Here is a 26,399-nt window from a genome sequence, read left to right on the forward strand (position 1 = left end):
CGCCCGCGGGTCCTACCGGCGATCATGAAGATGGTGTCCGTCACGCCGCGTCGGCGGGCAACAGGCTCATGATCGAACGGATGCGTGGAGCGGCGAGTGGGAGGAGTGAGGGGCTTGGAGGAGCGGCGGCGGATCGGGGCGTACGGGGTGTGCCGGGACGGGGAGCGGGTGCTGCTCGTCCGAGGGTCCGAGCGTGCCGACTTCCCCGGCGTCTGGCAGCTGCCCGGCGGTGGTGTCGATCACGCCGAGCACCCCGAGGTCACGGTGGTACGCGAGTTCGCCGAGGAGACCGGGCTGACCGTCCGGGTGAGCGGACCGCGGGAGGCGGTCGCCGACGTGACCCGCTACCCGGACCTCGGCGTCGCCCTGCACACCGACCGGATCGTGTTCGACGTCGCACCCACCGGCGGAACGCTCCAGGACGAACCGGACGGCACCACCGACCTCGCCCGCTGGTGCACGCCCGGCGAGGCCCGGGACCTGCCGCTGCTGCCGTTCACCGCCGACGCGCTCGGCCTGCCCGTCGACCCGGTGCCCGAGCACACCGCCCGCGCGGACCGGGCGCCGTTCGGGCCGCCCCCCGTCGACCGCCGGCAGCGCTTCGCCGCGTACGGGCTGGTCAGCGACCCGGCTGGGCGGGTGCTGCTCACGATGATCGCCGAGGGGTACCCGGGAGCCGGAATGTGGCACCTGCCCGGCGGCGGCACCGATCACGGCGAGCAGCCGGCGGCCGGGCTGCTCCGGGAGTTGGTGGAGGAGGCCGGACAGCTCGGCCGGGTGGTCGACCTGCTGGCCGTCGACAACCTGCACAATCCCGCCGCGCTCGGCCCGGAGGGGCGGCCGCTGGACTGGCACGGCGTCCGGGTGATCTACCAGGTGCGGGTCGACGCCCCGACCGAGGCGGTGGTGACCGAACTCGCGGGCGGCTCCACCGCACGGGCCGCCTGGTTCGCCCCCGAGCAGGTCGGCGGCTTGACGATGACGGACGTGGCGGTCCGGGCAACCGGACGCCCGGGGAGGTGACGGGCTCTCACCCGGTCGGGGTGTGGCGCCCTCTAGTACAGTCGAAGTCGGGGTTGGCCGATGGAAATGGGCGATGACGCCCTGGATGGGAACAAGTGAGCGGTTCGCGCGGTTAAGGGAGTTATAAGTACCGCCGACAGCTATCGCCAACCCCCTGTCCCCTGTGCAATGGTGTACTCCGCAAACGGCCTGCCGGGCCAGAGAGGGTCCGGCACGAGACAGCCGGACGCCCGCCAGGTGGCGGTCAGCCGATCCGGTGATGGAGGAAACGTGCCGAGAGCCCCATGGCGCCGGCGTCGTACGACTGACAGTCCGCGCCCCGCTGGGCGTCGCTGGGCGGGCGGGTTGCGCCGCAGCAGCACGTTCGCCCGCCAGGTGCTGCTGGTCCGGGTGGGCCGCCGGGGCGCTGCGACGGCGACCGACCTGGTCACCCCCGACCACCGGTGGACCGACCGCCAGCGCCGTCGCTACGGCCGGTTCGACCCCGAGGTCGAGGCGGTGATGCCGGTCAGCCCGGCGCTCGCCCCCGCGGCGCCGGTCGACGAGGCGCCGGCGACGTCGATCCCGCTTCTGCCGGGTGAGCACACCGCCGCCCGCCGGGCCAAGTTCGCCCTGGTCAACGCCTGCACGCTGAGCAGCCTGATGCTCGGCATGCTGGCGATCTTCCTGGCCATGCGGGGCGAGGTCCGGGTCGCGGCAATCTGCCTGATCGCCTGCGTCGCGTTCGACGGCCTGGACGGCGCGTTGGCCCGCAGGCTCGGCGTGGCCAGCCCGTTCGGCGCCCAGATGGACTCGCTGGCCGACATGTGCTCGTTCGGCCTCGCCGCCCCGGTCGTGGTCTACGCCTCCCTGGCCGGCTCGGTTCGGCCGGCGGCCGCCGCCGTCGCCTGCGCCCTGGTCGCGGCCTGCGCCGCGATCCGGCTCGCCCGGTTCAACGTCTCGCCGAAGGACGGCCGGTTCTTCTGCGGTGTGCCGACCACCATGGCGGCGGCCGTGCTGGCCCTGACCGTGGCGATCGGGCTGCCGGTCCCCGGCCTGGTGATGGTCGCCGGGGTGGCGCTGCTCGCCTTCGCCATGGTCTCCAGCTTCCCGTACGCGAAGCTCGCCCGGCTGGTGAAACTGCCGCCGTGGCTCTGGCTGGCCCCGGTGCTCGGCGCGCTGGTCGACATCCGGCTCACCTTCGCCCTCGTGGTGGTGGGCTACCTGGTCAGTGGCCCGGTGCTCTGGCTGCGCCAGCGCCGGACCGCCTGACCCGTACCACCGAAAAGGGGCGCCGCGACGAGCGGCGCCCCTTTCGCGTCCCCGGGATCAGACCCAGCGGGCGATCACCGTCGAGCCGCCGACCACCTTGTCGCCCGGGCCGACCAGCGGTTCGGCCGCTTCCGCCGGCAGGTAGACGTCGGTCCGCGAGCCGAACCGGATCAGACCGAAGCGCTCACCCTTGGCCAGCAGCGCGCCGATCGGCGCCCGCTGCACGATCCGCCGGGCGATCAGGCCCGTACGCTGCGCGACCACCACCGTGCCGTGATCGGTGTCGAGCACCGTGTACGCCGCCACGTTGTGCTCGGCATCCGGCTTCATCGCGTTGACGAACCCGCCGTCCGCGACGAAGTAGTCGACCACCTTGCCGGGCACGGGAGCGCGGTTGACGTGCACGTCCAGCACGGAGAGGAAGACCGCGATCCGCAGCCATTCGCCCTCGCCGAAGCGCTCGTCGTGCAGCCGCTGCACCGAGAGGACCTGACCGTCCGCCGCGGCGACCACGGCAGCCGGGTCCTCCGGGACGTCTCGTTCGGGGTCGCGGAAGAACGCGGCCACCGGTGCGGCGGCCAGCGCGGGCAGCAGCCAGAGCTTCGACTTCGGCCGGGTCACCCGGGCCAGCGCGGCCAGGCCGAGGCTGATGCCGGCCGCCGCCACCCCGTTGGAGTCGATGTGCATGCTCCGGGTCAGCGGCACGCTCGACGGCCGGTACGCCGGCGACAGCTTGGCGGCCAGCGCGACGGCCGCCGGGGTGAAGCGGAGGTGGTGCACCCGTACCGGCGGGGAGTTGCGCAGCACCAGGTCGGTGCGGACACCGTGCAGCACGCCCTGCCGGTCCAGCTCGGCGCCGGCGCCCTCGGTGCGGAAGATCGGCGCGGCGACGCTCAGCACGGCGCCCTCGGTGAGGTACTTCGACAGCCCGTCGACGGCCACCCGGGCCTCGTCGGCGGTGCCGGTGAGCGGCTCGGCAGCGATGACCACCTCGGCGGCGTCCGCTTCGGCGAGGGTGTCGACCACCCGTACCCGGTCGGCGACCCAGCCGCCCTGGGCCGTCACGTGCTCGCGCAGTGCGGCCGCGGAGCAGCCCTCGGCCGGGACGACGGTGAGCCGGTCACCGGGGAGCAGCGCGTCGATCGCGGCGGCCAGCACCGCGGAGCCCGGAGTCGCGCCGACCAGCAGGCCGGCCTTCGGGTCGTTACGCCGGGCGAACTCGGTGACGAGGGTACGGGCGGCGCGCTCGCCGATGCGGACCGGACCGGACGGGCCGGGGGTGCGCTCGGCGGGGGACTCGGTCATGTCGGACGGGCTCCTGACGAGGTAGAGGCGGGACGCGGCGGGACCGCCACGGCGACCTGGCCGGCCGGGGCCGCGGACGGGGGCCCGGCGACCGGGAGCGCCGGCCGCGGCCGGGGCGGGACCGGCCGGCGGAGGCGGTACTCCGCCAGCCAGCATATGCGCCGCCGCCGGTGTCCCGCACCGTCGAGGTCAGCCCGCCGACCGCCCCTCTCGGCCGGTCTCGTCCCCGTCGGCACCCGGACCGCCGGCCGCGTTCCGCCCGGCCAGCCACTCCGGACCGTCGACGGCGGGCAGTTCGCGGGTCGCCGGTTCGGTTTCGCCGTCCCGGCCCGCCGCGTCGGTGGCCCACTCGTCGGTCGCCGGGGCGGTGGACGCACCGCTGGTGGGGGCGGCGTCCACGTAGGGCGCCGCGACGGTGGCCTCCGGCTCCGGGTGGACCGGCTCCCGGTCCGGGTGCCGGCCCGATCGCAGTGCCCCGACCAGACCCAGCAGCCCGATCAGGATGAGCGCGCCGGCCAGGAACCAGCCCACCGGGGGCAGGGTGAGCCCGAGGATCCGAGCGAGCAGCCACCAGACGGAGAGGGCCAGAAAGACCAGCCCGAAGGCGAACGACACGACATCTGTGCGATGGGCCTTCACCGGGTCACCTCCAGGTCTCCGGCGTTCACGTGGATGAGCAGTCGCAGGGTGCCGCCGCCGGGGCCGTCTGCTCCGAGGTCGGTGCCCTCCCGCTGGGGGCCGTTCAGCCCCCCGTACCGCTTGCCGAAGACGGTGGCGTCACCGGCGTTCACGTCGGCCACCGTGGTGACGTCGACATTCGGCGGTACGACCACCTTCACCTTGCCGAAGTTGACATCCACCGTGATTTCGGTGTCCTTCTTGTCGAAGTCGACCGCGCGGAGGTCGAGCAACGCGTCGCCGAAGGTGCTGTGGTAACGGACCGCCAGGTCCTGGTAGCTGGGCGGGGCCCAGGTGACGTTGCCGTCGATCCCGCGTACCCGGTCGTAGGACTCGGCGACGGTGGCGATGCCGAGCGCCGCCGCAGTGACCAGGCCGAGCGCGATCAGCCAGCGGGCCCGGCCGAACCAGGTGCCCACCAGCAGCCCGATCCCGATGGTGGCCAGCACCGCGGCGAAGTACCCCGCCGCCCCGACCGAAAAGACGTCCATCAGGTCGAGCATGGCCACCACGCCCAGCGCCAGGAAGATCAGTGAGAAGGTGACCGCGCCGAGCGCGGAGCGTTCCTTCGGCCGCTTCGGCACCGGCACCGGCGTCGGCGCGGGGGCCGGTGGCGTCGGCGGGTACGGCCCGGCGTACGGGCCGTGCGGCGCGAACGGCGGCCGGTAGCCGCCCGGCGGCAGCGGCGCGCCCACCGGCGACGGGGGCGGTACGGAAACCGGCTCCCCGAGCCGAGCGCCCCCGGTCGTCGGCGTACCCGGCCAGGTCGACTCGTTCCCTTGCCACTCGGCGGTCCGGGCACCCGGGACGGGGGCCGCGGGAGATCCGGGCCAGGCCGGCTGGAACGTGGTGTCCTCCGGGCCGGCCGGCACCTGCGTGGTGGTCTCCGCGTCCGCGGGGGCGGTGGGCAGCTGGGCGGTGGTCTCCGGTCCGGCCGGTGCTGAGGCAGCCGTACCCGCCGGGCCGCCCGAGGCCGGTCCGGCGCCGGCAGGTCCCGCCTCGGACCAGGACGCCCGCCCGGCCGGCCCGGGCGCCGGCCAGGCCGCCCCGGCCGACCCGCCGGGCCAGGCCGGGCCACCGGCAGGGAACGGCGTGGCGGTGGGCTGACCGGGCGCCGGCCAGGCCGCCGGCGGCACCGGACCCGGGGGCGGGCCAGCCGCGGCGGCGGACTGCCGTTCCGCCGGGCCGCGCTGGTCGCGGTTGAGCAGCAGCGCGCCGCCGATGAGGATCACCGCGCCGAGCAGGATCGCCCGGAACCCGTTGGTGACGACGTAGCCGAAGCCGACCGCGACCACGATGCTGAGCACGATCACGGTGACCGGGGACATGCTCGACCGGCCCCGGCCGAGCATCGACTCCACCGGGGAGGCGGTGTCGCCCTCGCCGGGAATGATCAGCCAGGCGGTGAGATAGACCAGGATGCCGATGCCCCCGAAGAAGCCCAGCACGGCGAGGAGCACCCGCCACAGCACCGGGTCGGTGTTGGTGGCCCGGCCGATGGCGGCGCAGACGCCGGCCAGGTAGCGGCCCTCCCGTGGGCGGACCAGGCCGTACCGGGAGGTGAAGCCGGCGGCGCCGGGCGGCGGGGCGTACCCGGAGGGTGGCGGGTCGAACGGCCCGGAACCGGCGTTGTGCGCGCCCCCCGGCAGGGGTGCGGCGGGGCCGGTCGGCGGGGGTGGCGGTGGCCCGTCCGGTGGCGCCGCCCCGGGCAGGGGCGGACGGGCAGCGTCCTCGGTCATGCCATCGATCCTGCTGCCCCGGCCGCCCGAGCGTCCTCAGGACCCGACCCTGAACCCACCCTGAGATCTCGGGGCCCCGGTTGTCGGGGGCGTCCCTGTGGCCGGGCACGGCCCGGCCGTGTGACGATCGGGACGGCGCCGGCCGCGGCCGGCACCGCCACCACCGTCCCACGCCCCCGGGAGCCTCCGATCAGCAGCACCGTGACACCGCACCCGCACCCGCACCGGCTCTACCGGGCCACCGAGCACCGGTTGGCCGCCGGGGTGGCCGCCGGCCTCGCCGAGCACCTCGGCATCTCGGTGCTCCGTGTCCGGATCGCCTTCATGGTGCTGCTCGGGCTGAACGGTCTCGGGCTGCTGCTGTATGCCGCGTTCTGGGCGGTCGTCCCGCCGCGCCCGGTCGACACCGCCGTCCGGCCGCCCCGCCGCGACCTCGCCCAGCTCCTGCCCTTCGTGGCGATCGGGCTGGGCGTGCTGCTGGTCCAGATGATGGCCTTCCATTCGGCCGGGGCCGCCGGCACCGCCGGCTGGCTGGTCGCCATCATCGCGGTCGGGGCCGGCGTGATCTGGCACCAGTCCGCGCCGGAGCGCCGCCAGCAGTGGAGCGGCTCGATGGCGGTGCCCTGGCTGGGCGCGGTGGTGGAGGAGAGCGACCGGCGCGCGTTCGTGCTCCGCTTCGTCGGCGGCGGGGTGCTCGTCGCCGTCGGCATCATCGGCGTGGCGGCGGTCTACTCGCCGGCGCAGAACTTCGACGCCGTGCTCAACGGCGTGATCTTCGCGCTGGTCGGACTGGCCGGCGTGGGCGTGGTGACGGGACCGGTGCTCTGGCGTACCTGGAACCAGCTGCGCTCGGAGCGCGAGGGGCGCATCCGGGAGCAGGAACGGGCCGAGCTGGCCGCGATGGTGCACGACCAGGTGCTGCACACCCTCGCCCTGATCCAGCGCAACGCCAGCGACATCAAGACCGTGCAGCGGCTGGCGCGTGGCCAGGAGCGGTCGCTGCGGAACTGGCTCTACAAGCCGACCGCCTCGCCGACCGAGCGCTTCGCCGCCGCGCTGGAGCAGGCCGCCGCCGAGGTGGAGGACACCTTCGCCATCACCGTCGAGGCGGTGGTAGTGGGCGATCGGGAGACCGACGAGCGGGTCGGCGCCCTGGTCGCCGCGGCCCGGGAGGCCCTGGTCAACGCCGCCCGACACGCCGAGGTTCGGACGGTGTCGCTCTACGCCGAGGTGGAGCCGGACCAGGTCAGCGTCTTCGTACGGGACCGGGGCAAGGGGTTCGACCCGGATACGGTGGAGGATCACCGGCACGGTGTCCGGGGCTCGATCATCGGGCGGATGAAGCGGCACGGCGGCCGGGCGGAGATCCGGTCCGGGCCGGGGGAAGGGACCGAAGTCCGGCTGATCCTGCCGATCAGCGGCTCCGGCTCAACGGCGGAAAGGGACAGGTGACCATGGTCGAGCAGGGACCGGTCGAGACAGCGGCGACCCGGGACGGGCGGCTGCGGGTGTTCCTCGTCGACGACCACGCCATGTTCCGGGCGGGCGTACGCGCCGAGCTCGGCGGGCACGTCGAGGTGGTGGGCGAGGCCAGCACGGTGGCGGAGGCGGTCAGCCGGATCGCGGCGACCCAGCCCGACGTGGTGCTGCTCGACGTGCACATGCCGGACGGCGGTGGCCGGGCGGTGCTGGAGGCGATGCGGCGTACCCACCCGCAGGTGCGGTTCCTGGCGTTGAGCGTCTCGGACGCGGCCGAGGACGTGATAGGGCTGATCCGAGCCGGCGCCCGAGGCTACGTCACCAAGACCATCTCGCCGGACGAGCTGACCGATGCGATCCGCCGGGTGGCCGACGGGGACGCGGTGTTCAGCCCCCGGCTGGCCGGGTTCGTGCTGGACGCGTTCGCGGCCCGGCCGGACGCGCCGGTCGCCGACCCCGAGCTGGACCAGCTCACCAACCGCGAGCGGGAGGTGCTCCGGCTGCTGGCCCGGGGGTACGCGTACAAGGAGATCGCCAAGGAGCTGTTCATCTCGATCAAGACGGTCGAGACGCACGTGTCCAACGTGCTGCGCAAGCTCCAGATGTCCAACCGGTACGAGCTGTCCCGCTGGGCGGCCGACCGCCGGCTGGTCTGACCGTTGCGTCCGGTGGGCGGCGAGTCCCTCGCCGTCCACCCGGCCGTGCGTACACCTGGTCCGCGTGACCGTTCCTGGTCACTCGGTGCGGAGCACGGTGAACGCTTCGGCGAGCCGGCCGGTGGGTAGCCCGCCGCCGGCGGCGATAGCGGTGAGCCGGTCGCGGACCCAGGCCGCCACGTCCAGGTCGGCGGTCTGCGAGTGGTGCGCCCGAATCGCGGCGATCTTCTGGTCGACCTGGTCGGTCACGTCGACGACGTGGTCCGGCGAGGGACCGCCCGCGTACCAGATCTCCCGCACCACCCAGGGTTCCAGCCCCTCGGCGAGCAGTTCCGGGAAGGCGAAGCGGTTGCGCGAGTCGGGGTAGACCGCGCAGGTGGTGGCCTCGCCGACGGCCAGGTGGTCGGGGTGGCTCGGCCCGGTGAGGTGCTCCCAGCGGCGCAGCGGGGAGCTGGTGACCACCCGGTCCGGCCGGAACCGGCGGATCGCCGTCGTGACCTGGCGGCGCAGCTCCGGGCTGGCGGTGAGGAGGCCGTCGGGGTGGCCGTCGAGGAAGTCGACCCGGCGTACGCCGACCGCGGCGGCCGCCGCCCGCTGCTCCGCCTCGCGCCGGGCCGCCATCTCCTCGCGCGGGGTGTCGTCGAACCCGCCGGATTCCCCCCGGGTGACTATCAGATACGCCACCTCGATACCCTCGTTCACCCAGCCGGCGATGGTGCCCGCACATCCGAAGTCGACATCGTCCGGATGGGCAAATACCGCCAGGGTTCGACGGACGTCGGGGAGCACCGGAGCGGAGGCGGGGAAGCTCACAGCGCCGAGCCTACGCGGGGTGCCGAGCCTGGCGTGACCGTGTCTTACCTGTTCAGAGCGGTACGACTGCGATCTTTTATGATCTTTTCTCAGGTATCGGCAACGCGGCGGCCAACTAACGGCTTGATAACGGCACCTTCACGGAATGGGCTGGTGGGTGTCACAGTGGCAAGCACCTCACCCCTGGTGTGAGGCACCTCGTCGGGCTCGCCGACCACACGCCGTCGCCATCTGGTGACTTCATGTGGTTGTCGGCCCTGCCCGGTGTCTTCGCCGCGGTGCGGTGCCCGGCGGATCGGTACCCCTGGGGGTGTCCCGATTTCCCCTGCGGTAAACCGGCGGCCTGTGGTTCGGGCCGGCGGTGGCGTCACCCCCCAAGACGTGCGTGAAACTCACGACGGAACCAGGTTAGAAAGAGGAGGCCCCTCGGAATGAGAGTCTCGAAGCGGGCGAGCGGCGCGCTCGCGGTGGGCGCGGCGTTCGCGCTCGTCGCGTCCGGCTGCTCCAGCGGCAACAACGACGGCGGCGACCCCGGCGCCACCAATGACGGTGCGATCATCATCGAGGGCACCCAGCCGGAGCGCCCGCTGGTTCCGGCGGACACCACCGAGACCGGTGGCGGCGCGATCATCGACTACATGTGGACCGGTCTGGTCGAGTACCCCAACAACGGTGGGGCGCCGCAGAACGCTCTGGCCGAGTCGATCGAGACGACCGACTCCAAGGTCTTCAAGATCAAGATCAAGCAGAACACCAAGTTCCACGACGGCACCACCGTCAAGGCCGAGAGCTTCGTCAAGGCCTGGAACTGGGCGGCGTACGGCCCGAACGGCGCGCAGAACGCCAGCTTCTTCTCCGACATTCAGGGCTTCGACGACGTCTACACCGAGGACCCGGACGGCCCGGACGGCCCGCAGAAGGCCCCGGAGCCGAAGGCCAAGGAGATGTCCGGCCTCAAGGTCGTCGACGACTGGAACTTCGAGGTCACGCTCAACGCGCCGACCGCCGTGTTCCCGACCAAGCTCGGCTACAGCGCCTTCGTGCCGCTGCCGGACGTCTTCTTCACCGAGACGCCGGAAGAGTTCGGCAAGAAGAAGCCGATCGGTAACGGCCCGGTCAAGTTCGTCTCGTGGCAGGACGACGTCGAGATCAAGCTCACCCGCTTCGACGACTACACCCTGCGCGACAAGATGAAGATCAAGGACGTCACCGTCAAGATCTACCAGGACGACACGGCCGCCTACAGCGACCTGGTCTCCGGCAACATCGACTTCCAGCAGCAGGTTCCGGTCTCCTCGCTGGCCGGTGACAAGTGGAAGACCGACCTGGGCGACCGGGCCATCGCTTCCACCACCCCGTCGACGGGCATCATCGCCTTCCCGATCTACGACAAGCGCTTCCAGGACCCGAAGCTGCGCGCCGCGATCTCGCACTCCATCAACCGGCAGGAGATCACCGACAAGATCTTCTTCGGTAACCGCAAGCCGGCCGACAGCTGGGCCAACCCGCTGACCCCGGGCGCCGAGCCGGGCAACTGCACCGCCTGCACGTTCGACGTGGACCTGGCCAAGAAGCTGCTCGCCGAGTCCAGCGGCTTCACGGGCAAGCTGAAGCTGTACTACAACGCCGACGCCAGCCACAAGGAGTGGATGGAGGCCGTCGCCCAGCAGATCAAGACCAACCTGGGCCTCGACGCGCAGGCCGTCGGCATGCCGACCTTCGCGGTCTTCCGGGCCCAGATCAACGCCCACAAGATGGACGGCGCCTACCGCGCCGGCTGGCAGCAGGACTACCCGGACGTCGAGAACTGGATCATGCCGCTCTACGTGACCGGTGGCTCCTCGAACGACGGTCTGTACAGCAACAAGACGGTTGACTCTCTCGCCAAGGAGGCCCTCGGGGCCCCCAGCCTCGAGGCGTCGCACGCGAAGTTCGCTGAGGCCGTCAAGCTCATCGACCAGGACGTTCCGTCGATGCCGATCTACTTCGGTGGCCAGCAGTCCGGCCACTCGCCGAAGATCAAGAAGCTGGAGCTGACCAACGTCGGCGAGCTCGACATCACCTCGGTCGAGCTCTGATCCGAACGGTCTGACCCCGGGTCGGGCTCGCCTACCGGTGAGCCCGACCCGGGGCCGTTCCGCGAGGGGGTGTACAACAGACCCCTTGCAACGTTGTCACCACCGTGTCGGCCGTCCGACGCGCCCCCTGTCTGGAGGACCACCCCATGGGCCGTTATCTCTTGAGACGGCTGCTGCAACTCGTCCCGGTGTTCATCGGCACGACGTTCCTGATCTACTGGCTCGTCTGGTCGGTGCCGGGCGACCCCTTCGCCGGCAAGTGCGGCGACCGCGGTTGCCCCGACAACTTCCGGGCGCTGATGACCGAGAAATACCATCTCGACCAGTCGATCTGGGTGCAGTACGCCAGCTACATGAAGAATCTTTTCCAGGGTGATTTCGGCGTCACGTTCGGTGGCCGGCCGATCAGCGACATCATCATGACGTCGTACCCCAACACCCTGAAGCTGGCGGTGGTCGCGCTCGCCATCGAGGCCGTCATCGGCCTCGGCGCGGGCGTCCTGACCGGTCTCCGGCGCAACGGCTTCCTGGACAACCTGGTCCTGGTCTCCACCCTCTTCCTGATCGCGCTGCCGGTCTTCGTCATCGGCTTCGTGCTCCAGTGGCTCCTCGGCGTCAAGTGGCACATCGTGAACCCGACCGTGTCCAACGAGATGCGGCTCAGCGAGCTGCTCCTGCCCGGCTTCGTGCTGGGTAGCGCCTCGATGGCGTACATCGCCCGGGTGGCGCGCACCAGCATCGCGGAGAACCGCCGCGCGGACTACGTCCGTACCGCCATCGCCAAGGGCCTGCCCATGCGCCGGGTGGTGGGCGTTCACCTGTTGCGCAACTCGCTGATTCCGGTCGTCACCCTGCTCGGCACCGACCTCGGCGCCCTGATGGGTGGTGCGATCGTCACCGAGGGCATCTTCGGCATCAACGGGATCGGCCGCCAGGTCCTCCGGTCCATCGTCACGAAGGAGAGCGCTACCGTTGTCTCCATCGTGGTGGTCCTGGTGCTCGTATATCTCCTGATGAACCTGCTGGTGGACCTGCTCTACGCCGCCCTGGACCCGAGGATCCGCTATGAGTGACCCGAGTACCGCGTCGATCGTCTCGACGCCGTCCGTGACCGCGCCGGCCGGAGCCGGCTCCGGCACGCCCGCCACCGCCGGCCTCCCGCAGAAGCACGAGAAGCCGCGCGGCCTGCTCGGCGACGCCTGGATCGACCTGCGCCGCAAGCCGCTGTTCTGGATCTCCGCGGTGTTCATCGTGCTGTTCGTGGTGATGGCCGCCTTCCCGTCGCTGTTCACCTCCGGCGACCCGGTCAACGGCGCCCTGTCCCGCAGCCGGGTCGAGCCGTCGTCGTCCGCCTGGTTCGGCTACGACGTGCAGGGCCGGGATGTCTTCGCCCGCACCATCTACGGTGCCCGCGCCTCGATCGTGGTGGCCCTGCTGTCCACCATGGGCACGCTGCTGATCGGCGGCGCGATGGGCATGATCGCCGGCTACCGCGGCGGCTGGGTGGACGCGTTGCTCTCTCGAGGCGCGGACATCTTCTTCGGCCTGCCCTTCGTGCTCGGCTCGATCGTCATCCTGACCACCTTCAACGGCTCGGGCACCGACAACAGCGAGTGGACGATCATGGGCCTGGTGATCATGTCCCTGACCGTACTGAGCTGGCCGGTCGTGATGCGGCTGATGCGCTCCTCGGTGCTGGCCACCAAGGAGGCCGACTACATCGTGGCGGCGCGGGCGCTGGGTGCCGGCACCGGCCGGATCATCCTCAAGCACCTGCTGCCCAACTGCCTCGCGCCGCTGCTGGTCTACGGCACGATCATGGTGGGCTCGTTCATCGGCGCCGAGGCCACGCTGTCCTTCCTGGGCATCGGTCTGAAGACCCCGGTGGTGTCCTGGGGCATCATGATCAGCGAGGCGCAGAACTACATCAGGGTCTCGCCGTTCCTGCTGTTCTTCCCCTCCGCGTTCCTCGTCACCGCCGTGCTGAGCTTCGTCATGCTCGGCGAGACGGTTCGCGAGGCCCTCGACCCGAAGCTCCGATAGGGGAACTGAGTTGTCCGACATTCTCGTGTCCGAGCAGTCCGCGCCGGGCGCCGGCGGTCGCCCCTCGGGCCGACTGCTCGAGGTCGACGACCTGCGGGTGGAGTTCCGCACCCGGGACGGCGTCGCCAAGGTCATCAACGGGGTGACGTACCACGTCGACGCGGGCGAGACCCTCGCCGTGCTCGGCGAGTCCGGCTCCGGCAAGAGCGTCACCGCGCAGACCATCATGGGCATCCTCGACACCCCGCCCGGCTTCGTCACCGGCGGCCAGGTCCGCTTCCACGGCAGGGACATGCTCAAGATGTCTGCCGAGCAGCGGCGGCGGATCCGTGGCGAGGGCATTGCGATGATCTTCCAGGACTCGCTCTCCGCCCTCAACCCGGTTTTCACCGTCGGCTTCCAGATCGCCGAGCAGTTCCGCGTCCGGCGTGGCATGAGCCGCTCGGACGCCAAGAAGCGCGCGATCGAGATGCTCGACCAGGTGAAGATCCCGAACGCCAAGGGCCGGTACAGCAACTACCCGCACCAGTTCTCGGGCGGTATGCGGCAGCGCGCCATGATCGCGATGTCGCTGGCGCTGGACCCTGAGGTGCTGATCGCCGACGAGCCGACCACGGCGCTGGACGTGACCGTGCAGGCCCAGATCATGGACCTGCTCGGCGAACTCCAGCGGGAGCGGCAGATGGGCATGATCCTGATCACCCACGACCTCGGCGTCGTCGCCGACGTCGCGGACCGGATCGCGGTCATGTACGCCGGCCGGATCGTCGAGGAAGCCGACGTGTACGACCTGTACGCCAAGCCGGCACACCCGTACACCCTCGGCCTGCTCAACTCGATTCCGCGGATGGACGAGAAGGGGCAGGAGCTCCGTACCATCAAGGGCCTCCCGCCGAACCTGATGAACATCCCGCAGGGCTGCGCGTTCAACCCGCGCTGCCCGATGGTGCAGCCGGTGTGCCGGGAGAGGATGCCGGCGCTGCTGCAGCTCGGCAGCGGCCGGGCCAGCGCCTGCCACTTCGCCAAGGAGCTCGTGAACCGTGACTGAGAACATCATCGAGGTCCGCGACCTGGTCAAGCACTACCCGGTCACCCGGGGCATCGTGTTCAAGAAGACCATCGGTCACGTCAAGGCGGTCGACGGCGTCTCCTTCGACCTGAAGGCAGGCGAGACCCTCGGCGTCGTGGGCGAGTCCGGCTGCGGCAAGTCGACGCTGGCCCGGGTCCTGATGAACCTGGAGCGGCCGACCGCCGGCCAGGTGCTCTACAAGGGCCAGGACATCTCCAAGCTCTCCGGGGGGGCGCTGCGGCGCCTGCGCCGGCAGATCCAGCTGGTGATGCAGGACCCTTACACCTCGCTCAACCCGCGGATGACGGTCGGTGACCTGGTCGGCGAGCCGTTCGAGATCCACCCCGAGGTGGCCCCGAAGCGGTCCCGCCGAAGCAAGGTCAAGGAACTGCTCGACCTGGTCGGCCTGAACCCGGAGCACATCAACCGGTACCCGCACCAGTTCTCCGGCGGCCAGCGGCAGCGCATCGGCATCGCCCGGGCGCTCGCCCTGCGGCCCGAGGTCATCGTCTGCGACGAGCCGGTGTCGGCCCTGGACGTGTCGATCCAGGCGCAGGTGATGAACCTGCTGGAGAAGCTCCAGGCCGAGTTCGGCCTGTCGTACGTCTTCATCGCCCACGACCTGTCGGTCGTGCGTCACCTCTCCGACCGGGTCGCCGTGATGTACCTGGGCAAGATGGTGGAGGTCGGCACCGAGGACGAGATCTACGAGCGGCCGACGCACCCGTACACCCAGGCGCTGCTGTCGGCGGTGCCGGTGCCGGACCCGACGGTGCGGTCGAACAAGGCGATCATCCGGCTCACCGGTGACGTCCCCTCCCCGGTGAGCCCGCCCTCGGGCTGCCGGTTCCGTACCCGGTGCTGGAAGGCGCAGGAAGTGTGCGCCCGGGAGGTGCCGGTGCTCCAGATCCGGCGGGGTTCGGACCACCCGAGCGCCTGCCACTTCGCGGAGCAGCGGGAGATCGTCGCGACCCACGAGGCGTGATCCGTCCGAACCGCCTGCTGGTGTCAGCACGACACCGGCAGGCGGTTCGTCGTATCCGGGCCCCGGTCGCGTCGGTACGTCCCCGCCGTCCGGTACGCCGACCTGGGCGTTCGCCCGGCGCCCGCCGCACCCCTCACAGGGGTCCGCGGCCGGCGCGCAGCAGCAGCAGCGCGAGCTGGGTGCCGTCCGCGCCGAGTGCCTGACGGAACCGCTCCAGGATCTCCCGCTCCCGGGAGAGCACGAGCCGGGTGCCACCGGAGGCCATCCGGGTGGCCCCGACCTCCTGGGACAGCGCGGCCCGCTCCTGCCAGAGCGCGATGATGGTGCGGTCGATCTCGTCGATCCGCTCCCGGATCGCCACGATCCGCTCGGCGGCCGCCGAGTCGTCGGTGCCGGTCCGGGACGCCGCGGCCCCGGCCGCGTTGGTGCCGTTCGGCCGGTTGTGCCCCGCCGGGCCGCCGCTGGACTCCGCCACGTCAGTCATCATCGTCGTACCTCTCCGGTCTCGGGCCGGGTGCCCGGATCCCGGAACGAAAACGCCCCGGGCTCCAGGAGCCCGGGGCGTTTCGCAGGTCTGTGATCAGGCGCGACCTACGGCTGCCGGACTCCCGGTGCCGTAGTAAAAGTAGGAGCGCTGATCGAACACGTCGTCGAGTATGCCGACCCGCGGGTGGGCCGCGCAAGGAAACCGCCAACAGGTGGGATGCGGCACCTCGGTGACGGCTTCGACTCGACGCGGCGACGCGGACGGGAAGTGTCCGGCCGGCGGCATAGACTCGCCCTGCGATGCATCCTCTCTTCGACATCCCCGCGTCCCCGCCCGCGCCGGAGTCCCGGCCGACCCCGCCGCACCGGCCCGGCGCCGGCGACGACTCCAGCTCGCCGCGCCGCGGCCTGGCGCCGTCGGCCCGGCGGGACCCCCAGGCCCTCCTCGACGGGCTGAACGGCCCGCAGCGCGACGCGGTCACCCACGCCGGTTCCCCCCTGCTGATCGTGGCCGGTGCCGGCTCCGGCAAGACCCGGGTGCTGACCAACCGGATCGCGTATCTGCTCGCCGCGCGGGACGTGCACCCCGGCGAGATCATCGCGATCACGTTCACCAACAAGGCCGCCGGCGAGATGAAGGACCGGGTGACCGCGCTGGTCGGCCCGCGCGCCCGGCTGATGTGGGTGTCGACCTTCCACTCGGCCTGCGTCCGCATCCTGCGCGCCGAGCACGAGCACGCCGGCCTCAAGTCCACCTTTTCGATCTACGACGCGGACGACTCCCGCCGGCTGATGCAGCTGGTCGCCCGGGAGCTGGACCTCGACCCGAAGCGCTACCCGGCGCGCGGGCTGGCGGCCCAGGTCTCCAACCTGAAGAACGAACTGGTCGACCCGGAGCAGTTCGCGGCCCGGGCCAAGGGGCCGAACGAGCGGGCCCTGGCCGAGGCGTACACGCTCTACCAGCGGCGGCTGCGCGAGGCGCACGCGCTGGACTTCGACGATCTGATCATGACAACGGTGCACCTGCTCCAGTCGCACCCGCACGTCGCGGAGAGCTACCGGCGTCGGTTCCGGCACGTCCTCGTCGACGAATACCAGGACACCAACCACGCCCAGTACGTGCTGATCAAGGAGCTGGTCTCCGGCACCGAGGGGATCGAGCCGGCGGAGCTGTGCGTGGTCGGTGACGCCGACCAGTCGATCTACGCGTTCCGGGGCGCGACGATCCGCAACATCCTGGAGTTCGAGCGCGACTTCACCGATGCCCGGACGATCCTGCTGGAGCAGAACTACCGCTCCACCCAGACCATCCTCAACGCCGCCAACGCGGTGATCGACCGGAACACCTCCCGCAAGCCCAAGCGGCTCTGGAGCGACGCGGGTGCCGGCGAACAGCTCGTCGGGTACGTGGCCGACACCGAACACGCCGAGGCGGACTGGGCCGCCCGCGAGATCGACCGGCTGGTCGACGAGGGTGACACCCGCCCGGGCGACGTGGCGGTCTTCTACCGCACCAACGCACAGTCCCGGGTCTTCGAGGAGGTGTTCATCCGGGTCGGCCTGCCGTACAAGGTGGTCGGCGGGGTGCGCTTCTACGAGCGCAAGGAGGTCCGCGACGCGCTGGCCTACCTGCGTGCGGTGGTCAACGACGACGACACGGTCAGCCTGCGTCGGATCCTCAACACCCCGCGCCGGGGCATCGGTGACCGGGCCGAGGCGTGCGTGGAGGCGCTCGCCAGCCGGGATCGGATCTCCTTCGGTGCGGCGCTGCGCCGGGCCAAGGACGCGCCCGGGATCTCCACCCGGGCCGCCAACGGCATCGCCGACTTCGTCGCGCTCCTCGACTCCGCGCGCGAGCTGGCCGCGACCGGCACCCCCGAGGAGGTCCTGGAGGCGGTGCTGACCCGCTCGGGTTACCTGACCGAGCTGGAGGAGAGCCTGGACCCGCAGGACGCCGGCCGGGTGGACAACCTCCAGGAGCTGGTCAGCGTCGCCCGCGAATACACCGAGCGGATCGAGGCGCTGGGGGAGGAGGGGGAGCGGGCCACCCTGGCCGGTTTCCTGGAGCAGGTGGCGCTGGTGGCCGATGCCGACCAGGTCCCCGCCGACGACCCCGAGCATCAGGGCGTGGTCACCCTGATGACGCTGCACACGGCGAAGGGCCTGGAGTTCCCGGTGGTCTTCCTGACCGGCCTGGAGGACGGCGTCTTCCCGCACCTGCGCTCGCTGGGCGACACCCGCGAGCTGGAGGAGGAGCGGCGACTGGCCTACGTGGGCATCACCCGGGCCCGGCAGCGCCTCTACCTGTCCCGGGCGGTCACCCGGTCGGCCTGGGGGCAGCCGGCCTACAACCCGCCGTCGCGGTTTCTGGAGGAGCTGCCGCCGGAGCTGGTCCGCTGGGAGCGCACCGAGGGGTCGTACACCTCGTGGGCCGGCGGTGGCGGCGGCGTGGGCGGTCGCGCGGATCGTGCGCCCGGCGGGCGTGGCGGCTTCACCGGGGGTACGCCCAAGGCGACCCAGCTGGCGAAGCGGCTCGGGGTGGACGCCAGCCGGCTGTCCACCGCCAGCGAGCTGAAGCAGGCGCCGAAGGTGGCGGTGGGGGACCGGGTCAACCACCAGCGCTACGGCCTCGGCCGGGTGCTGGCCGTCGAGGGGCACGGCCCGGGAGCCCGGGCCCAGATCGACTTCGGCGACCAGACCATGTGGCTGGTGCTCCGGCACGCCCCGATCGACAAGCTCTGAACGGCGAGGCCCGGCCCGGCTGGTGCCGGACCGGGCCTCTCCTCGTGCCGTGGCCGTCAGCAGGCCACGTTGATGCCCCGGGCGCGCAGGAACGGCGCCGGGTCGATCTGGTTCCACATCGCGCCCTTGTGCACCTCGAAGTGCAGGTGCGGACCGGTGGCGTCCCCGGTGGCACCCTCGTAGCCGATGATCTGGCCCGCGCTCACCTTGTCGCCGACGCTGACGATCAGGCGGCTCTGGTGCGCGTAGTGGGTCAGGTAGCCGTTGTGGTGGTCGATGAAGACCGAGTTGCCGTAGCCGTCGCCGGCGTTCCCGGCCTTGACCACCGTGCCCGCCGCGGCGGCGTGGATCGGGGTGCCATCGGGCATCGCGAAGTCGATGCCGGCGTGCAGGGTGCCCCACCGCTGCCCGTAGCAGGAGGTGATCTCGGCGCCGGCCATCGGGATGACCCAGGCGGGCTTCGGCTTGGTGGTCTTCGTCGGCTTGGGCTTGGGCTTGGCGGTGGCGGCCTTCGTCGGCTTCGGGCTCGCAGTGGTCGGGCTCGGCGACGGGCTGACCGGGGCGGCGGAGGGACTGACCGCGGCGGCGGAGGGGCTGACCGGGGTGGTCGTCTCGCGCGCGGAGCGGTCGGCGCGGGCGGCGGCCTCGGCGCGGGCCCGCGCATCGAGGTCGACGGCGGTCGGGGTCGGGGTGCCGCGGTCGGCGGTGGCGACCGAGACGCCGCCGAGGCCGAGGCCGACCAGGGCGACCGCGCCGATGACGAAGTATGTGGTGCGCCGACCCGTCGGCCTGCGCCGCCGGTGCCGGGCGGGGGCGTTCGGGGTGTTCTCGTTCTGGATGGAGCTGTCTTCCTGCACGGGGACCTTCATCAGTCGAGGGGGCACGTGACCTCGAAATACTGGTGTCGGCCCAGCCCGCGACGGGTGCCGGCTCCCGGGTGGCCGGCGGGTTCGGTGGTGACCGCTGTCCGGTTTCGCCCGGCTGGAGCAGTTTTATGGGGAAGACGATCATGGGTTGCTGTGTCGTCGCTCACACTCGCCGGTGTGATCCAGCAGACTTTGTCCACAGCGAAAACCGCCCGGATCGACTGATCCGGGCGGTCAATGGGCGATACGAAGCGTCAGGACGCGGCTACGTCGCTGTAGATTGCCTCGGTTTCCAGCTTGATGTCCACGTCGTGCTTCTGGAGCCACGGCACCGGGTCCAGCGGCTGCCCGTTGACATGGATCTCCAGGTGCAGGTGGGAGCCGTAGGCGTGGCCGGTGTTGCCGACCAGGCCGAGCTGTTCGCCCGCCTTGACCTGCTGGCCCTCCTTGACGCTGACCGCGGAGGATTGGCCGTAGATGGCCTCGCTACCGTCGGGGTGCTGGACGATCACGGCGTAGCCGTAGCCGCCGAACCAGCCGGCCTTGGTGACCTTGCCGTCGTGGATCGCGTGGTAGGGCGTGCCCTCCGCGGCGGCCAGGTCGATGCCGGTGTGCAGCTTGCCCCAACGCATGCCGTAGGGCGTGTTGAAGTCGTATCCGTGCAGGGGGAGGAGCCAGACGTCCTCCTCGGTGGCGGTCTTGCCGCCCGCGCGGCTGTCCCGCGAGGCGGGCTCCACCGTGTCGGCGCGAGCCGCCGCGTCCTGGCTGGTGATCGACGCCTGCTTGAGCTGGTCGAGGACCGACGGGTCGACACTCTTGGCGTCGGGGAGGGCGTTCGCGCCGAGGGCGACGAGGCCGGCTCCCACGAAAGCGGTCGTGACGACCGCGGCGTAGCGGCTCCGGGGAGGGGTGGGTACGCGGCGGCGACCGCGATATCTATCGGGCTCAGACGACAGGCGCTGGCGCACGCACACCCTCCGTTGTCGGGTTCCGATGCGACCGCCAGTTGCTCGGTGAAGCTCTGTCAAACATCCGGCGAGCGCGTCGTCACCCGTCCGTGGACCTGATGACAACCGTGGACACGTTAGCCAACCGCCACTCCTGTCACAAGCCGAACCGCCGAATTGGCGATTCGTTCTGTCCCTTTCCATCCGCTCTTGTCATGGCTCGTGCCGCCGGTCGGATGGCCCCGCAACCGTCCGTTCGTAGCGCACAGTGACCGTTCGGCGGAGGCGTGCGGCTTCCGGCGGGCGGGGGTGGGCGCTAAGAAGTCCCGGCCCGGATTTCCGGCCCCGGCCCGGCCGGGTTACCGTTCGTTCAGGTGACAGTGCCGTAGCCGGTGAAAGGTGTGCCCTGATGAGCTCTCGTATCCGGGTCGTCGTCGCGAAGCCCGGCCTGGACGGCCACGACCGGGGCGCGAAGGTCGTCGCGCGTGCCCTCCGGGACGCCGGCATGGAGGTCATCTACACGGGCCTGCACCAGACTCCGGAGCAGATCGTGGAGACCGCGATCCAGGAGGACGCCGACGCCGTCGGCCTCTCCGTGCTCTCCGGCGCGCACATGACCCTGTTCAAGCGGGTGCTGGAACTGCTTGCCGAGCGCGACGCGGCCGACATCGTGGTCTTCGGCGGCGGCATCATCCCGGACGCCGACATTCCCGAGCTGGAGCGGCTCGGCGTCGCGAAGATCTTCACGCCGGGTGCCACCACCCAGTCGATCGTGGAGTGGGTCCGGCAGAACGTCGCCCAGCCGGTCGGCTGACCGGCGTCGCCGGGCACGCTTCCTATTTGACTCCATTTCGCGCGAGTGGCGGTATCCCGACCTCGGGACACCGCCACTTCGCGTACAAGGAGTGGAAAGAATCAGGACAGGGGGAGGGGCCGGACGCACCCCTCACACGTCCGGCCCCTCTATGCACGATGCCCCGCCGCCACCCCTCGACCGACAGGGCATCGGCCGTCTCCCGTCATCGCGCCTGACCAGCGCTCCGACATCAGACTCAACGACGCCTCCACCGAGGGGTTACGCCTCTTTCCCAACATCCCCCGGACGGCTGAACCGTGGTCCCGGGTGCGGGATCTCGGCGCCGGGAACGGGCGGTTCACGGGACCGTGCGGCCGGGGCGAGGGTCGTATCGTGTGCCTGGCCCGTACCGCGTCCCGCGGTCGACGATCCCGCCGGGAGCTCGCCGTGACCCAGCCCGCCCACCCGCAGCCGGACCCCGCCGACGGATGGGCGCCGCCGCCGGGCCGGCCGGACGCCACCGCCGCCCCAGGCTGGGGGCAGGCCGCCCCGCAACCGGCCGCCGGCTGGCCCGCGCCACCGCAGGCGCCCGGCTGGTCCGGGCCGCCGCAGCAGCAGCAACCTGGCTGGTCCGGGCCGCCGCAGCCCGGTGCCGGCTGGCCCGCGCCACCACCGCACCAGCCCGGTGCCGGCTGGCCCGCGCCACCACCGCAGCAGCCCGGTGCGGGCTGGCCGGCGTATCCGGGCGGGGTCGGGCTGGCGCAGCTGCCGCCACCGTGGCAGCCGCCGGCCACCCGGACGGCGAAGCGGATCCCGGAGGACCTGCCGTTCGTGGCCCGGCCGAGCCTGCGCAAGCGGGCGCTGCCCTTCGGCCTGCTGATCCTGCTCTGCGGCCTGGTGATGGCCTGCCCGATCGGCATGGCCGTGTCGTCCGGCGAGGGCGATGCCGGAGTCCTGTTCGTCATCCCGGTGCTCATGCTGTTCGTCGCGCTGCCGGTGGGCCTCCAGTTCTGGCTGATCACCTCCGGCGGACCGGTGCTCGCGGTCGGACCGGCCGGGCTCTGGATCAAGACCCGGCCCACTCGTGGGCAGGCGATCTGGCTGCCCTGGGAGGCGATCGACCGGATCTACCTGCGGCGGTGGGCGCTGGAGAAGATGGTCTGCGTGAAGCCGCGTGACCCGCGTGCCGGCACCGGGCTGGGCGCCTTCACCGCACTGGACTCCGGCATGCAGCAGGCGTTCTTCGGCACCGGCTTCACCGCTACGGTCAATTTCGCCGACCGCTCCGAGGAGGAGATCATGCGGGCGGTGATCGGGTACGCGGCCGGCCGCTGCCGGGTGGGTTGACCCCGACGCGTCCCGGCGGCTGTGCATTACCGCACACCCCGCACCCGCTCGGTTGCCCCCGGCTCCCATCTCGTTAGGCTGCGGCAAATGGCCTGTCTCGTCTGATGACAGGCGTCAAACTGATTTCCAACGCTGGTGGCGGCGCGAGGGCGCGTCGCGGAGACGGGACGGGACGCGCAATCGTGGACCTGTACGAGTACCAGGGGCGGGACCTGTTCGAGCGGCACGGTTTGCCCGTGCTCGCCGGCGGCGTCGCCACTACCCCGGAGGAGGCCCGCGCGATCGCCGAACGCCTCGGCGGCCGGGTGGTCGTCAAGGCGCAGGTGAAGGTCGGTGGCCGCGGCAAGGCCGGCGGCGTGAAGCTGGCCGAGGGCCCGGAGGAGACGGTGGCCCGGGCCACTGACATCCTCGGGATGGACATCAAGGGTCACACCGTCCACAAGGTCATGATCACCGTGACCGCGGACGTGGCCGAGGAGTACTACTTCTCCTACCTGCTCGACCGGGCGAACCGCACCTTCCTCTGCATCGCCAGCGTCGCCGGCGGCATGGACATCGAGCAGGTCGCCGCGGAGACCCCGGAGAAGGTGGTCAAGGCCCCGATCGACGCCAACGTCGGCGTGGACGAGGCGAAGGCGCGCGAGATCGTGACCGCGGCCGGCTTCCCGGCCGAGGTGGCCGACCAGGTCGTCGACACCGCGGTGAAGCTCTGGCAGGCGTTCGTCGCCGAGGACGCCACGCTGGTCGAGGTGAACCCGCTGGCCAAGACCAAGGACGGCAAGCTGCTGCTGCTGGACGCCAAGGTCAGCCTGGACGAGAACGCCGCGTTCCGGCACCCGGACCACGAGGCCCTGGTCGACCAGGCGGCGGTGGACCCGCTGGAGCAGGCCGCCAAGGAGAAGGACCTCAACTACGTCAAGCTCGACGGCGAGGTCGGCATCATCGGCAACGGCGCGGGCCTGGTCATGTCCACCCTCGACGTGGTGGCGTACGCGGGCGAGCGGCACGGCGGCGTCAAGCCGGCCAACTTCCTCGACATCGGCGGCGGCGCGAGCGCCGCGGTGATGGCGAACGGCCTGGAGATCGTGCTCTCCGACCCGTCGGTCAAGAGCGTCTTCGTCAACGTCTTCGGCGGCATCACCGCCTGCGACGCGGTCGCCAACGGCATCGTGCAGGCGCTGGCCCTGCTGGAGCAGCGCGGCGAGCAGGTCACCAAGCCGCTCGTCGTCCGGCTCGACGGCAACAACGCGGAGGCCGGTCGGGCGATCCTCGACGACGCGAACAACCCGCTGATCGAGCGGGTCGACACCATGGACGGCGCGGCCGAGCGGGCCGCCGAGCTGGCGGCTGCGGGGGTCTGATCATGGCTATCTGGCTGACCAAGGACTCCAAGGTCATCGTGCAGGGGATGACCGGTTCCGAGGGTTCCAAGCACACCCGGCGGATGCTCGCCGCCGGCACCAACGTCGTCGGCGGCGTCAACCCGCGCAAGGCGGGCCAGACCGTCGACTTCGACGGCACCGAGCTGCCGGTCTTCGCCACCGTCGCGGACGCCATGAAGGAGACCGGGGCGGACGTCACGGTTATCTTCGTGCCGCCGCAGTTCACCAAGGCCGCGGCGATCGAGGCGATCGACGCCGGCATCGACCTGGCCGTGGTGATCACCGAGGGCGTGCCGGTGCACGACACCGCCGCGCTCTGGGCGTACAACGTGGCCAAGGGCGAGCGGACCCGGATCATCGGCCCGAACTGCCCGGGCATCGCCTCGCCGGGCGCCTCCAATGCCGGCATCATCCCGGCCGACATCACCGGCAGCGGCCGGATCGGCCTGGTCAGCAAGAGCGGCACGCTGACCTACCAGATGATGTACGAGCTGCGCGACATCGGCTTCTCGACCTGCGTCGGCATCGGCGGTGACCCGATCATCGGCACCACCCACATCGACGCCCTGGCCGCGTTCGAGGCGGACCCGGAGACCGACGCCATCGTGATGATCGGTGAGATCGGTGGCGACGCCGAGGAGCGGGCGGCCGAGTTCATCAAGGCCAACGTCACCAAGCCGGTGGTCGGCTACATCGCCGGCTTCACCGCCCCGCCCGGCAAGACCATGGGCCACGCCGGCGCGATCATCTCCGGCTCGGCGGGCACCGCCGAGGCGAAGAAGGCGGCGCTGGAGGCGGTCGGCGTGAAGGTCGGCAAGACCCCGACCGAGACCGCCAACCTGATGCGGGAGATCATGTCTGGCCGCTGAGCGGTCGCGTGACGTGCCGAGGGGGTCGACCGGATCCGGTCGACCCCCTCGGCGTCTCAGCGGTACCAGTACGGCGAGTAGTAGTGACCGCGGGTCCGGATGATCGCGCTGGCGATGATGTTGATGACGCCGAACGCGATCCCCAGCCAGCCGAGCAGCTGTGACCGCCCGAACCGCCGCGCGTTCCGGATCGACAGGTAACCGAAGACGATGCCCAGGATGCCGTAGCACAGCAGGCCGAAGACGATCCCCAGGACGCCCCAGAGGATCGTCCGGTCCCGGCCGGCGGCCGGGCGCGGTGGCGGCGGCGGGTACGGAGCGTTCACGGCATCCTCCGAGCGGTCGGTGCCACGACATGAATTCGCGTCCTGGGCCGAGGCTAGACCGGATCGGGGCCGCCGGCCGGTGGATCACGCAACTCGCCGGGGCCCCGGGGCGGTATCGGACTGCCGCCGCCCGCCCGACATGCCAGAGTAGAACCGATGTCACCCGTCACCCCTGACCAGCCCCGCCGTCCCGCCGCCGACGTCGCCGACGCCCGGCCGACCGGCCGCGCCCGGCCGGCCCCGCGGGTGCCCGCGCCCCGGTCGGGGGAGGCGCCGCGTAGCCGAGCCCCGCTGCCCGTCGCCGCCGGGGTGGCGGCCGGCTGGGCCGCCGTGACGTCCTGGCTGCCGGTCACCGTCGTGCTCGGCCTGGCCCAGCTCAGCGAGGATGCCGGCTCGCTGCCCGGCGCGCTGCGTGCCGGGCTCGCCGGCTGGCTGCTCGGCCACCGGGTGCCGCTGGAGACCCCGACCGGGCCGCTCGGCCTGGCGCCGCTCGCCCTGACCGCGCTCGTCGTCTGGCGGCTCATCCGGGCCGGCGTGCACGTCAGCCGGGCCGTCGGCGCCCGCGGTGGTCGCTCGCCCCGGCAGGCGCTGACCGTCGCGGTCGCCGTCGGCATCGGGTACGCGCTGCTCGGCGCCCTCGCCGCGGTCGTGGTCAGCGCCGGCGGCCTGCGGGTGTCCCCGGTCCGGGCCGGGCTGACCTTCGCGATCTTCGGCGCGCTCGCCGCCCTGGCCGGCGCGGTGCGTACCACCGGCGTGTCGGTGCTGTTGGCGAGGCGGTCCCCGGCGGCGCTGCGGGACGGGCTGCGCACCGGGCTGGTCGCCGGGCTGCTGCTGATCGGCGCGGGGGCCGGGGCGGCTGGTCTGTCCGTGGCGACCGGCGGTGGGGACGCGGCCGACATGATCGGGGCGTACCGGACCGGGGTGGCCGGTCAGGCGGGCGTCACCCTGGTCAGCCTCGCGTACGCCCCGAACGCCACCATCTGGTCGGCCAGTTACCTGCTCGGTCCCGGCTTCGCCGTCGGCACCGACACGGCCGTGCGGACCAGCGAGGTGTCCGTCGGCGCGCTGCCGGCCGTACCGCTGCTGGCCGGGCTGCCGCGCGGCCCGGTCGACGGGCTCGGCGCGGGGCTGCTCGCGGTGCCGGTGCTGGTGGGGATGGCCGCCGGTTGGCTGCTGGCCCGGCGGCTGCTGCGGATCGCCGCCGAGGAGCGGGCGCGGGTCGGCTGGCCGGCGCTGCTCGTGCCGGCGGCGTTCGCCGGCCCGGTCGCGGGGGCGCTGCTCGGCGTGGCCGCCGTGATCTCCGGGGGGCCGCTCGGCGGAGGCCGGCTGGCCGAGATCGGCCCGGTGTGGTGGCAGGTGGCCGGGGTGGCCACGGCGGTCGTCGCCGCCGGCGCACTGCTCGGAGCCGCCGCCACCAGGTCCCTCACCGGCAGGGCCACTACGGACGGCCGGGGGCGGACGCGGGCCGAAACGGCGCGGGGCGCCCCGGATGCTCCGGGGCGCCCCTGAGGTAGTGGTG

At 71.9% G+C, this 26,399-nt stretch carries 22 protein-coding genes and 1 pseudogene; 15 read left to right on the forward strand and 8 right to left on the reverse strand.

Annotated elements, in window-relative coordinates:
- The first annotated feature begins 114 nt into the window (after positions 1–114).
- The gene (locus tag ACNAVT_RS07975; protein ID WP_416294269.1) at positions 115–1,023 is read left to right on the forward strand and encodes an NUDIX domain-containing protein; all 909 of its coding nucleotides are present in this window, start codon (positions 115–117) and stop codon (positions 1,021–1,023) included.
- Between the two features lie 345 nt (positions 1,024–1,368).
- Positions 1,369–2,274, forward strand: a complete 906-nt coding sequence (locus tag ACNAVT_RS07980) for a CDP-alcohol phosphatidyltransferase family protein (protein WP_416294271.1) — start codon at positions 1,369–1,371, stop codon at positions 2,272–2,274.
- A 57-nt stretch (positions 2,275–2,331) separates the two neighbouring features.
- On the opposite strand, the gene ACNAVT_RS07985 is transcribed toward ACNAVT_RS07980, so the two are convergent.
- The 3 genes and pseudogenes from ACNAVT_RS07985 to ACNAVT_RS07995 all read right to left on the reverse strand — a co-directional run bounded on the left by ACNAVT_RS07985 (position 2,332) and on the right by ACNAVT_RS07995 (position 5,996).
- Complete coding sequence (locus ACNAVT_RS07985) at positions 2,332–3,579, reverse strand: phosphatidylserine decarboxylase (protein WP_416294273.1); 1,248 nt, start codon at positions 3,577–3,579, stop codon at positions 2,332–2,334.
- Between the two features lie 375 nt (positions 3,580–3,954).
- A pseudogene (locus ACNAVT_RS07990) lies at positions 3,955–4,218 on the reverse strand (hypothetical protein); the annotation flags it as partial.
- Positions 4,215–5,996 carry a PspC domain-containing protein gene (locus ACNAVT_RS07995; protein ID WP_416294275.1) on the reverse strand — a complete coding sequence of 594 codons (1,782 nt, stop codon included), beginning with the start codon at positions 5,994–5,996 and terminating at the stop codon, positions 4,215–4,217. The gene ACNAVT_RS07995 and the pseudogene ACNAVT_RS07990, both read right to left, overlap by 4 nt.
- A 201-nt stretch (positions 5,997–6,197) precedes the next feature.
- Between ACNAVT_RS07995 and ACNAVT_RS08000 the strand changes: the two genes are divergently transcribed.
- Both ACNAVT_RS08000 and ACNAVT_RS08005 read left to right on the forward strand, forming a co-directional pair.
- A complete protein-coding gene (locus ACNAVT_RS08000) occupies positions 6,198–7,448 on the forward strand; it encodes a PspC domain-containing protein (protein WP_416294691.1) in 1,251 nt (416 codons plus the stop codon).
- Positions 7,449–7,450: 2 nt separating this feature from the next.
- Positions 7,451–8,131 (forward strand): response regulator, encoded by a 681-nt coding sequence (locus tag ACNAVT_RS08005; RefSeq protein WP_416294276.1) that lies wholly within the window; start codon positions 7,451–7,453, stop codon positions 8,129–8,131.
- Between the two features lie 78 nt (positions 8,132–8,209).
- Here ACNAVT_RS08005 and ACNAVT_RS08010 read toward each other — a convergent pair whose 3' ends face one another.
- Positions 8,210–8,944 carry a PIG-L deacetylase family protein gene (locus ACNAVT_RS08010; RefSeq protein ID WP_416294278.1) on the reverse strand — a complete coding sequence of 245 codons (735 nt, stop codon included), beginning with the start codon at positions 8,942–8,944 and terminating at the stop codon, positions 8,210–8,212.
- A 431-nt stretch (positions 8,945–9,375) separates the two neighbouring features.
- Here ACNAVT_RS08010 and ACNAVT_RS08015 point away from each other — a divergent pair, with 431 nt between their 5' ends.
- The 5 genes from ACNAVT_RS08015 (at position 9,376) to ACNAVT_RS08035 (ending at position 15,119) form a co-directional block, all read left to right on the forward strand.
- Positions 9,376–11,022 carry a peptide ABC transporter substrate-binding protein gene (locus ACNAVT_RS08015; protein ID WP_416294280.1) on the forward strand — a complete coding sequence of 549 codons (1,647 nt, stop codon included), beginning with the start codon at positions 9,376–9,378 and terminating at the stop codon, positions 11,020–11,022.
- A 146-nt stretch (positions 11,023–11,168) separates the two neighbouring features.
- Positions 11,169–12,095 (forward strand): ABC transporter permease, encoded by a 927-nt coding sequence (locus ACNAVT_RS08020; protein ID WP_416294282.1) that lies wholly within the window; start codon positions 11,169–11,171, stop codon positions 12,093–12,095.
- Positions 12,088–13,065, forward strand: coding sequence for an ABC transporter permease (locus ACNAVT_RS08025; RefSeq protein ID WP_416294284.1), 978 nt, complete (start codon positions 12,088–12,090; stop codon positions 13,063–13,065). Before ACNAVT_RS08020 ends, ACNAVT_RS08025 begins: the two co-directional genes overlap by 8 nt.
- A gap of 25 nt (positions 13,066–13,090) precedes the next feature.
- The gene (locus ACNAVT_RS08030) at positions 13,091–14,113 is read left to right on the forward strand and encodes an ABC transporter ATP-binding protein (RefSeq protein WP_416294693.1); all 1,023 of its coding nucleotides are present in this window, start codon (positions 13,091–13,093) and stop codon (positions 14,111–14,113) included.
- Entirely contained in the window at positions 14,106–15,119 is a 1,014-nt protein-coding gene (locus ACNAVT_RS08035) for an ABC transporter ATP-binding protein (RefSeq protein ID WP_416294286.1), read from the forward strand. Before ACNAVT_RS08030 ends, ACNAVT_RS08035 begins: the two co-directional genes overlap by 8 nt.
- A gap of 133 nt (positions 15,120–15,252) precedes the next feature.
- Here ACNAVT_RS08035 and ACNAVT_RS08040 read toward each other — a convergent pair whose 3' ends face one another.
- The gene (locus ACNAVT_RS08040) at positions 15,253–15,606 is read right to left on the reverse strand and encodes a chorismate mutase (protein WP_416294288.1); all 354 of its coding nucleotides are present in this window, start codon (positions 15,604–15,606) and stop codon (positions 15,253–15,255) included.
- A gap of 299 nt (positions 15,607–15,905) precedes the next feature.
- Between ACNAVT_RS08040 and pcrA the strand changes: the two genes are divergently transcribed.
- A complete protein-coding gene (gene pcrA / locus ACNAVT_RS08045) occupies positions 15,906–18,347 on the forward strand; it encodes a DNA helicase PcrA (RefSeq protein ID WP_416294290.1) in 2,442 nt (813 codons plus the stop codon).
- Positions 18,348–18,403: 56 nt separating this feature from the next.
- Here pcrA and ACNAVT_RS08050 read toward each other — a convergent pair whose 3' ends face one another.
- Together ACNAVT_RS08050 and ACNAVT_RS08055 are read right to left on the reverse strand one after the other, a co-directional pair.
- Entirely contained in the window at positions 18,404–19,216 is an 813-nt protein-coding gene (locus ACNAVT_RS08050; RefSeq protein WP_416294292.1) for a M23 family metallopeptidase, read from the reverse strand.
- A 251-nt stretch (positions 19,217–19,467) separates the two neighbouring features.
- Complete coding sequence (locus ACNAVT_RS08055) at positions 19,468–20,181, reverse strand: M23 family metallopeptidase (protein WP_416294293.1); 714 nt, start codon at positions 20,179–20,181, stop codon at positions 19,468–19,470.
- 388 nt (positions 20,182–20,569) lie between these two features.
- Between ACNAVT_RS08055 and ACNAVT_RS08060 the strand changes: the two genes are divergently transcribed.
- From ACNAVT_RS08060 to sucD, 4 genes are all read left to right on the forward strand, one after another.
- Positions 20,570–20,974, forward strand: coding sequence for a cobalamin B12-binding domain-containing protein (locus ACNAVT_RS08060; protein WP_416294294.1), 405 nt, complete (start codon positions 20,570–20,572; stop codon positions 20,972–20,974).
- 429 nt (positions 20,975–21,403) lie between these two features.
- Entirely contained in the window at positions 21,404–22,303 is a 900-nt protein-coding gene (locus ACNAVT_RS08065) for a hypothetical protein (protein ID WP_416294296.1), read from the forward strand.
- Between the two features lie 182 nt (positions 22,304–22,485).
- Positions 22,486–23,664: an ADP-forming succinate--CoA ligase subunit beta gene (sucC, locus tag ACNAVT_RS08070; RefSeq protein ID WP_416294298.1), complete on the forward strand. Its 1,179-nt coding sequence runs from the start codon at positions 22,486–22,488 to the stop codon at positions 23,662–23,664.
- Between the two features lie 2 nt (positions 23,665–23,666).
- The gene (gene sucD, locus ACNAVT_RS08075) at positions 23,667–24,554 is read left to right on the forward strand and encodes a succinate--CoA ligase subunit alpha (protein WP_416294300.1); all 888 of its coding nucleotides are present in this window, start codon (positions 23,667–23,669) and stop codon (positions 24,552–24,554) included.
- Between the two features lie 56 nt (positions 24,555–24,610).
- Here sucD and ACNAVT_RS08080 read toward each other — a convergent pair whose 3' ends face one another.
- The gene (locus ACNAVT_RS08080) at positions 24,611–24,880 is read right to left on the reverse strand and encodes a DUF4190 domain-containing protein (RefSeq protein WP_416294302.1); all 270 of its coding nucleotides are present in this window, start codon (positions 24,878–24,880) and stop codon (positions 24,611–24,613) included.
- 156 nt (positions 24,881–25,036) lie between these two features.
- On the opposite strand from ACNAVT_RS08080, the gene ACNAVT_RS08085 reads away from it, so the two are divergent.
- Positions 25,037–26,389 carry a DUF6350 family protein gene (locus tag ACNAVT_RS08085; protein ID WP_416294303.1) on the forward strand — a complete coding sequence of 451 codons (1,353 nt, stop codon included), beginning with the start codon at positions 25,037–25,039 and terminating at the stop codon, positions 26,387–26,389.
- The last annotated feature ends 10 nt before the right edge of the window (positions 26,390–26,399 follow it).

It is taken from the genome of Micromonospora sp. SL4-19 (assembly GCF_047921475.1).
GTDB lineage: Bacteria > Actinomycetota > Actinomycetes > Mycobacteriales > Micromonosporaceae > Micromonospora.

Bases quoted from the DNA above. Each gene is read 5' to 3' on its own strand.
- ACNAVT_RS07985 (WP_416294273.1), bottom strand. From the start codon at position 3,579: ATGACCGAGTCCCCCGCCGAGCGCACCCCCGGCCCGTCCGGTCCGGTC.
- ACNAVT_RS07995 (WP_416294275.1), bottom strand. From the start codon at position 5,996: ATGACCGAGGACGCTGCCCGTCCGCCCCTGCCCGGGGCGGCGCCACCG.
- ACNAVT_RS08005 (WP_416294276.1), top strand. From the start codon at position 7,451: ATGGTCGAGCAGGGACCGGTCGAGACAGCGGCGACCCGGGACGGGCGG.
- ACNAVT_RS08015 (WP_416294280.1), top strand. From the start codon at position 9,376: ATGAGAGTCTCGAAGCGGGCGAGCGGCGCGCTCGCGGTGGGCGCGGCG.
- ACNAVT_RS08020 (WP_416294282.1), top strand. From the start codon at position 11,169: ATGGGCCGTTATCTCTTGAGACGGCTGCTGCAACTCGTCCCGGTGTTC.
- ACNAVT_RS08025 (WP_416294284.1), top strand. From the start codon at position 12,088: ATGAGTGACCCGAGTACCGCGTCGATCGTCTCGACGCCGTCCGTGACC.
- ACNAVT_RS08040 (WP_416294288.1), bottom strand. From the start codon at position 15,606: ATGATGACTGACGTGGCGGAGTCCAGCGGCGGCCCGGCGGGGCACAAC.
- pcrA (WP_416294290.1), top strand. From the start codon at position 15,906: ATGCATCCTCTCTTCGACATCCCCGCGTCCCCGCCCGCGCCGGAGTCC.
- ACNAVT_RS08050 (WP_416294292.1), bottom strand. From the start codon at position 19,216: ATGAAGGTCCCCGTGCAGGAAGACAGCTCCATCCAGAACGAGAACACC.
- ACNAVT_RS08060 (WP_416294294.1), top strand. From the start codon at position 20,570: ATGAGCTCTCGTATCCGGGTCGTCGTCGCGAAGCCCGGCCTGGACGGC.
- sucD (WP_416294300.1), top strand. From the start codon at position 23,667: ATGGCTATCTGGCTGACCAAGGACTCCAAGGTCATCGTGCAGGGGATG.
- ACNAVT_RS08085 (WP_416294303.1), top strand. From the start codon at position 25,037: ATGTCACCCGTCACCCCTGACCAGCCCCGCCGTCCCGCCGCCGACGTC.